This window comes from Acidobacteriota bacterium, from assembly GCA_016195325.1.
Taxonomy (GTDB): Bacteria; Acidobacteriota; Polarisedimenticolia; order JACPZX01; family JACPZX01; genus JACPZX01.
In genome coordinates, this window is record JACPZX010000092.1 from 46,755 (window position 1) to 53,813 (window position 7,059).

General features: G+C 67.6%; 8 protein-coding genes and 1 tRNA gene. 8 read left to right on the forward strand and 1 reads right to left on the reverse strand.

Annotated elements, in window-relative coordinates:
* Positions 1 to 12: 12 nt before the first annotated feature.
* Together HY049_16510 and HY049_16515 are read left to right on the forward strand one after the other, a co-directional pair.
* The gene (locus HY049_16510) at positions 13 to 870 is read left to right on the forward strand and encodes an N-acetylmuramoyl-L-alanine amidase (protein ID MBI3450500.1); all 858 of its coding nucleotides are present in this window, start codon (positions 13 to 15) and stop codon (positions 868 to 870) included.
* A complete protein-coding gene (locus HY049_16515) occupies positions 867 to 1,676 on the forward strand; it encodes a GerMN domain-containing protein (protein MBI3450501.1) in 810 nt (269 codons plus the stop codon). The genes HY049_16510 and HY049_16515 overlap by 4 nt, the downstream gene beginning before the upstream one ends.
* Before the next feature lie 4 nt (positions 1,677 to 1,680).
* Here HY049_16515 and HY049_16520 read toward each other — a convergent pair whose 3' ends face one another.
* The gene (locus HY049_16520; GenBank protein ID MBI3450502.1) at positions 1,681 to 2,601 is read right to left on the reverse strand and encodes a pirin family protein; all 921 of its coding nucleotides are present in this window, start codon (positions 2,599 to 2,601) and stop codon (positions 1,681 to 1,683) included.
* 132 nt (positions 2,602 to 2,733) lie between these two features.
* On the opposite strand from HY049_16520, the gene rph reads away from it, so the two are divergent.
* The 6 genes from rph to HY049_16550 all read left to right on the forward strand — a co-directional run bounded on the left by rph (position 2,734) and on the right by HY049_16550 (position 6,940).
* Complete coding sequence (gene rph, locus HY049_16525) at positions 2,734 to 3,504, forward strand: ribonuclease PH (GenBank protein MBI3450503.1); 771 nt, start codon at positions 2,734 to 2,736, stop codon at positions 3,502 to 3,504.
* 11 nt (positions 3,505 to 3,515) lie between these two features.
* On the forward strand, positions 3,516 to 4,130 hold the full coding sequence (gene rdgB, locus HY049_16530; protein ID MBI3450504.1) for an RdgB/HAM1 family non-canonical purine NTP pyrophosphatase: 615 nt from the start codon (positions 3,516 to 3,518) through the stop codon (positions 4,128 to 4,130).
* A gap of 102 nt (positions 4,131 to 4,232) precedes the next feature.
* Positions 4,233 to 4,715: a DUF1579 family protein gene (locus HY049_16535; protein MBI3450505.1), complete on the forward strand. Its 483-nt coding sequence runs from the start codon at positions 4,233 to 4,235 to the stop codon at positions 4,713 to 4,715.
* Positions 4,716 to 4,798: 83 nt separating this feature from the next.
* Positions 4,799 to 4,873 (forward strand) — tRNA-Asn (locus HY049_16540).
* 445 nt (positions 4,874 to 5,318) lie between these two features.
* Positions 5,319 to 5,660 (forward strand): hypothetical protein, encoded by a 342-nt coding sequence (locus HY049_16545; protein ID MBI3450506.1) that lies wholly within the window; start codon positions 5,319 to 5,321, stop codon positions 5,658 to 5,660.
* 38 nt (positions 5,661 to 5,698) lie between these two features.
* Positions 5,699 to 6,940, forward strand: a complete 1,242-nt coding sequence (locus HY049_16550) for a hypothetical protein (protein MBI3450507.1) — start codon at positions 5,699 to 5,701, stop codon at positions 6,938 to 6,940.
* The last annotated feature ends 119 nt before the right edge of the window (positions 6,941 to 7,059 follow it).

Consider the following 7,059-nt stretch of genomic DNA (forward strand, 5'->3'; position numbering starts at 1 on the left):
ATACTCCGCGCCGTGAAACCGATGACACGCCTCGCCTGCACGCTGGCGCTCGGCCTCGCCGCCGTCGCCGCCTCGCCGGCGCCCCGCGAGCCCGGCACCATCCGGACGATCGTCATCGACCCCGGCCACGGCGGGGAGGAGGTCGGCGCCGTCGGTCGCAGCGGCGTCCTCGAGAAGGATCTCTGCCTCGACATCGCGCAGCGGCTTCGAGATCGCCTCGCGCGCCTGCCGAACACGACCGTCCTCCTCACCCGCGAGGACGACCGCGTCGTCCCCCTCCGCGAGCGCACCGCGATCGCCAACCACGCGAAGGCGGATCTCTTCGTGAGCATCCACATGAACTCGTCGCGGCGCCTCTCCGCGCACGGCACCGAGGCGTACTTCCTGGCCCTGACGGCCAGCGACGAGGAGGCGATGACGCTCGCGCACGCGGAGAACGCGCCGCCGGCCGTTCCCCCCGGAACCGACGGCAACCCGAACCAGCCGGCCGATCCCAACGCCCCGGAGGCGGCCGCGGCGGAGGCTTCGCAGAACGATCTCGACCTCGTCCTCTGGGGGATGGCGCAGTCGGAGCACATCGTCAGCTCGAGCCGCCTCGCCGACGTGGTGCAGGACGAGATGAACCGGCTGCTCAAGGTGGACAGCCGCGGCGTGAAGCAGGCGCCCTTCACCGTGCTGATGGGGGCGACGATGCCCGCCGTCCTCGTCGAGGTCGCGTTCCTGTCGAACGACACCGAGGAGAAGCTCCTCGTCACGAGCGAGTTCAAGGACAAGGTCGCCGACGCGCTCCAGTCGGCGATCGTCCGCTTCAAGGACGAGACCGAGAGGGCGCTGAGCGCCGTCCCCACGGAAGGCGGTCCCAACCCTTGAGGGGGATCGCAGCCCTCGCCGCGGCGTCGCTTCTCGCCGGCGTTTCGGTCCTTGCTTGTGCGGCCTGTTCGGGGGGAGGGGAGACGGCGCCGCCCGCCGCGGGGACCGAATCGGCGGTCACCCCGATGCCGGCCGGAGGCGCCGCTTCGGCCGCCGCGCCCCTCCCAGGGGACGCGAACTCAGCCGCCTCGGGCGGCCCCGCCGCCGCCGGCCCCGCCTCGATCGAGACCCCCGTCTTCACCGGCGGGGCGAACCAGATGGACGTGACGCTGTACTTCCTCCGTGCCGACGGCGAGGCGCTCGCCCCCGAGAAGCGCCGCATCTTCCGCACCGCCACCGTGAACGATCGCGCGCGGCAGACCCTTCAGGCCCTCTTCGAAGGGTCGGAGGCGGGACTCCTTCCCTCAGTCCCGCCGGGGACGCAGACGCGGGAGCTCTTCCTGTCGAACGACGGCGTCGCGTACGTCGATCTCAGCGCCGAGTTCAAAGACGGCCTCGATCACGGATCCTCGGACGCTGTCGAGGCGGTCTACGCGATCGTCAACACCCTCTCGTCGAACTTCGGCGAGATCCAGAAGGTGAAGCTGCTGGTGGAAGGGGACGAGGTGGACGACCTCGGCGGGCACCTCGACCTCTCGCACCCGCTCCTTCCCGAGATGAGCCTCGTCGGCACCGGCACGACGCACGCGCCGCGACCGGCCCGGGCCGTCCCTGCCCCCGAGACGGAGACGCCGGCCCCGCCCCCCGACGACAAGCCGCCCCCGAAGACCGACGGCCCGCCGATAGGAGGCGGGACCCGGAGCTGAGCCGTCAGCGCAGCTCCGCCGTCCTCGTGATCTCGCCCATCTTCCCGCTCTGGTAGTCGCGGATCGCCTGCCGGATCTCTCCTTCCGTGTTCATGACGAAGGGGCCGTAGCGGGCCACCGGCTCACCGATCGGCCTCCCCGCGAGGAGGAGCATCCGCGCCGGCTTGTTGGCGTCGGCGCCGTTGGCGCCGACTTGTCCGCGGAACCTGACACTCTCTCCCTCGCCGAAGACCGCGAGCTGACCGTCGCCGATCTCGGCCCCCGAATCGCCCACCCGCACCGATCCGCCGAAGACGTACGCCATCGCGCGCAGTTCCCTGGGAAGGGGCACCGTCACGTCGGCCCCCGCGTCGAAAGACCAGTCCTGGTAGACGATGGGGATGTGCGTGTCGATGACCGCCTTCGCGCCGAGCGCCTCCCCGGCGACGACGCGCACGCGCGCGAGGCCGTCGGGCGACTTCGCGGTCGGGATCCCCGCCGCGGCGATCTCCTGGTAGCGAGGCCGCGACATCTTCAGCTTCGCCGGGAGGTTCACCCAGACCTGGAAGCCGTGGACGCGCCCCCCCTTCTCGCGGATCTCCTTCGAAGGCATCTCGGAGTGGACGATGCCGCCGCCGGCCGTCATCCACTGCACGTCACCCGGGCGGATGAAGCCGTGATGCCCCGCCGAGTCCTCGTGCTCGAACTCGCCGGCGAGCATGTACGTCACCGTCTCGAAGCCGCGGTGCGGGTGATCGGGGGCCCCGACCGCCTCGCCCGGCTTGTAGTCGGCCGGCCCCATCTCGTCGATGAGAAGGAACGGGTCGGCCTGGTCGAGCTCGAGAGTCGGGAAGGGGCGACGGACGATGAAGCCGGCCCCCTCTCTCTGGTGGTGGGCGGTCACGATCTGGACGGCTTCACGCGTCTTCGGGCTCGTCGGGGGCATCGGGCTCATGGTCGGGCCTCCTGAAGGTTGGCTTCCGTGGGCCGAATTCTAGGCCGCGAACCCTGCGAGCGCGCCATCGATTTGGCAAGGGGAGGGGATTTGGCAAGCCCACCCTGTGGTAGTCTCCTCCGCATGCCCCGACCCGACGGACGATCCCCCGACCAGCTCCGCCCCGCGACGATCACCACCGGCGTCATCAAGAGCGCCGAAGGATCGGCCCTCATCCGCGCGGGGGAGACGCACGTCATCTGCACCGCGAGCGTCGAGGACAAGGTCCCGCCGTTCCTCAAGGACAAGGGCCAGGGTTGGGTCACCGCCGAGTACGCGATGATCCCGCGCGCCACCCGCGAGCGCACGCAGCGCGAGGCAACGCGCGGCAAGCAGTCGGGGCGCACCCTCGAGATCCAGCGCCTCGTCGGCCGCGCGCTCCGCGCCGTCGTGGACATGACCTCCTTCGGCGAGCGCACGATATGGATCGACTGCGACGTCATCCAGGCCGACGGCGGCACGCGCTGCGCCTCGATCACCGGCGCCTACGTCGCCCTCGCGCAGGCCCTCGCCTGGGTGCGCCACAAATACGTCGTCACGCGCCCCCCACTCACCGGCATGGTCGCCGCCGTCTCCGTCGGCCTCCTCAACGGCGAGCCGCTCCTCGACCTGAACTACGACGAGGACAGCAAGGCCGACGTCGACATGAACGTCATCCGCACGAACTCCGGCCGCTACGTCGAGGTGCAGGGGACCGCCGAGAAGACCCCCTTCAGCCGCGACGACCTCACGCGCCTCCTCGCCTTCGCCGACGCCGGAACGGATCACCTCTTCTCGGTCCAGCGCGAGGCGCTCGGCGACGCGCTGACGCCCCTCCTGCGGGCCGCGCCGCCCGCCCCCCCCAACACCCGCTGATCTCCCCCACGATGGGAAGGCCACTCCTCGTCGCGACGACGAACGCCGCCAAGCTCCGCGAGGTCTCCCTGGCGCTTGCCGATGTTCCGGGCCTCACGCTCCTCTCCCTTCGCGACGTTCCCTCGGTTCCCGATCTCCCCGAGGACGAGTCCACCTTCCGCGGCAACGCCGTCCTCAAGGCGGTCGAGTCGAGCCGCGTCTTCCAGGGGCTCGCCCTCGCCGACGACTCGGGGCTGTGCGTGGACGCCCTCGGCGGCGGACCCGGGGTGCGCTCGGCCCGCTACGGTGGCCCGAAGCTCGACGACGCCGGCCGCTGCCGGCGGCTGCTGGTCGAGCTCGAGGGGCTTCCCGAGGCCCGCCGCGGCGCGCAGTTCGAGTGCGCCCTCGCCCTCGCGGATCGCGGGCGCGTGGTCGCCACTTTCGACGGGCTCGTCCGCGGCCGCATCCTCCCCGCCCCGCGCGGCTCGAACGGGTTCGGGTACGATCCTGTCTTTTATTACGATCCCGCGGGGAAGACCTTCGCCGAGATGCCGACCGCCGCCAAGTCAGCCGTCAGCCACCGCGGCCAGGCGCTCTCTAAGCTCCGGGAGTTCCTCGGCGTGCGCCCGAATCTTCTGGCCGTCTGAAAACGATAGCGCCGCCACGCGTAATACATCCTAGAATGACGGCACCCCAGAACCTTGTTTCCCGCTTCGCGCCATCCCGGCCCTGCCGGGAGAGGAGGATCGATGAGCGATATGAAGGACATGATGCCGCAGCGCACCCCCGAGCACGACAAGCTCAACTTCATGGTCGGCGAATGGAAGACCCGCGAAACTCACGCTCCGTCTCCCTGGAACCCGGCCGGCGGGACCGGCGAGGGGACGTCGTCGATTAAGTGGGGGCTCGGCAAGCTCGCCCTCATCCACGACTACCACTCGAAGGGGGCGATGGGCTCCTTCGAGGGTCACGGGGTCGAGACGTACGACGCCAACTCGAAGACGTTCGTCCACACCTGGTTCGACAGCATGAAGCCGTCGGGGATGGTGAGCCACGGCCACGTCGAGGCCGGCGATCTGGTCTACCTGACCGAGGCGGAGACCCCCCAGGGCAAGATGAAGATGAAGATGGTCACGCACCCGGTTTCGCCGAAGGAGTACACCTTCACGATCCACATGGATCAGGGCGGGAAGTGGGTGCAGGGGATGTCGATCACGTACGTGAAGGCCTAGTCGGGATCGTCGCGGTTGACGTGGTTGACGGGTCGCCCCGGGGTGCCCATAATCGCTGCTCCCGGCGGTCCATCGCCATCCGTTCCTCAGTAGCTCAATGGTAGAGCATTCGGCTGTTAACCGAAGGGTTGTAGGTTCGAATCCTACCTGAGGAGCCAGTCATCGTTCCCCCGAGTTGATGGGGGTGAAGATAGAAGAAGCCCCGATCGCCGAGAGGCGGTCGGGGCTTTTTTCTTTGCGGGGGGCGGGGAGTTTGGCGGGGCGCGGGGATCGCGGGGGCGACTCTCTCGGTGTTAACTAGAACTCCGATCGAGGTCGTACATCTGCCCGGGAATTCCCCGAATCCTCTCTCGGCCTCTCTCTTCCTGTTGACCAAGAGGCTGCTTGGGTTAACAGCCCTGGCGGCATGCTGTTAACATCCTGAGCTTCCGGAACATGGCGCCGAAGCCGCGGGGCCGCCAGCGATCCATCTCGCAGGGACTTCGCTGAACACGAACTGGGCCGGTGGCTCTCTCTACCTGTAAGGAGTTGCATTGCCCAGCTCATGGCGCGAGGATCGAGTGACTCGAACAATGGGCCCGGGAATCACGCAAGGAGGTCACGATGCCCAAGACGGTCTCCGATGTCGATGTGCTGCGGAACTACATCCAAGGCGTCATGAAGCGAGCCGCCGATCACGCGGACGATGTGAGTCATGTCGTGCTCGCGCTGGCCGGGGCAGTCCTCTGGCGCATGGACGACGAACCGCTCAAAGTTTTTGAGCGGGAGGGTGAGATGAAGAACGTGCTCTGGGCCAGAATCGGCGCCGAGAGGTACGCATTCTCGTACAATCATGAGACCCGAGCTATCGACATGCGTCGGGGCAGCACGCAGGGCAGCCTCGTTCACGCATTCTCGAACTCAACACCCCTTCGGGAGGTCAGCGCAGTCTTCGCGGCGCTCTGAGAGAGTGCGCACGCATTGGTGTCTAGCAGCTGGGGGGGATGATGATTCGACCGGGCTTCGCCGATCGGGAACAACTGCTGAGGTGGGCTGACACCGTCGGGGCCAGCGCCGAACTTCCGCGTCTGATTAGGCGCCTCATTCTTGAGACCGGTGCAGGGGTTGTGGAGATTGGCTTTCCTGCTGGCGAAGGCATCCGGACAGGCGGCTGGGATGGGACAGTTCGGGCCACCCAGGCAACTCCGTTCCTCCCTGAAGGGCTGTCCCTGTGGGAAGTGTCCGTCGACAGAGAACCTGGGTCGAAGGCCGATGGGGACTATGAGAAGCGAATCCACACTCCGGACGGAACGGCGACGAGCAAGTGTACCTACGTTGCTGTCTCGCTTCGGCCCTGGACAAAGCGGGCGGAGTGGGCCGCCAGGCGAGCCGGCGAGAGCCGATGGAAGGCGGTGCGAGCCTTCGGTGTCGATGACATCGAGGCTTGGCTTGAGCAGGCGCCAGTCACGCACGCTTGGATTTCTGAGCATCTCGGCCTGCACCCGCACGGAATGCAATCTGCCGAGTACTGGTGGGAAACGTGGTCTAGGTCCACGACTCCGGCCCTCAGCCCAGAGCTCATTCTGGCTGGTCGTGCGGACGCCGTGGCGAAGCTTCGATCCCGCCTCGGAGGGGCTCCCCAGGTTACGACCATCCAAGGGGGAAGTCGGGAGGAGGTTCTCGCCTTCATCGCTGCCGCTGTTCACGGAGATCCGACCTCCGGTTCGTCATTTGTTCTCCCACGTGTCGCGATTGTTGAAGACCTCGCCGCCTGGAGAACGCTGATCACGCAGCCGCACCCCCTGGTGCTGGTGCCCCTCCGCGAGGAGATGGCTCGCGAAATCCCCTCTGGGTCTCCGCACCACATCGTAACGTCGGTGATTGGTGGACCCTCAGAGGACATCGAGCTTCCACCCATCGACTCCACTGAGGCGGCGGTAGTCTTGCGCGCCGCCGGGATGGAGGAGAGGGCGGCTGACGAAGCGGGCCGACTCGCCAGGACAAGCCTGATCCCGCTTCGCCGGACTTTGGCGAACAAGCAGGAGCTGCACACGCCCGCATGGGCCCGCCCTCCAGTTGATCAAGTTGTTCGACGCGCTCTTCTGGCGGGGCGCTGGAGCGAACGCCGGAAGGGAGACCAGGCGAGTCTCTGCTCGCTCACAGGTTTAGACTACGAGAAGCTCCGGGAGGCGCTCGATCGTCTTTCAGCCCAGGATGATCCCCTGTGCGCATTTCGGTCATCGTGATCACTGAGATCGGTCCATCGTGATCACCGGGATCGGCATCGTGATCGGAGCGAAGCGACGCTGGTCCCGATTCAGGTCTTGGAGTCGGCCTCCTTCCTGCGCGACGGCCCCTTGAGGGC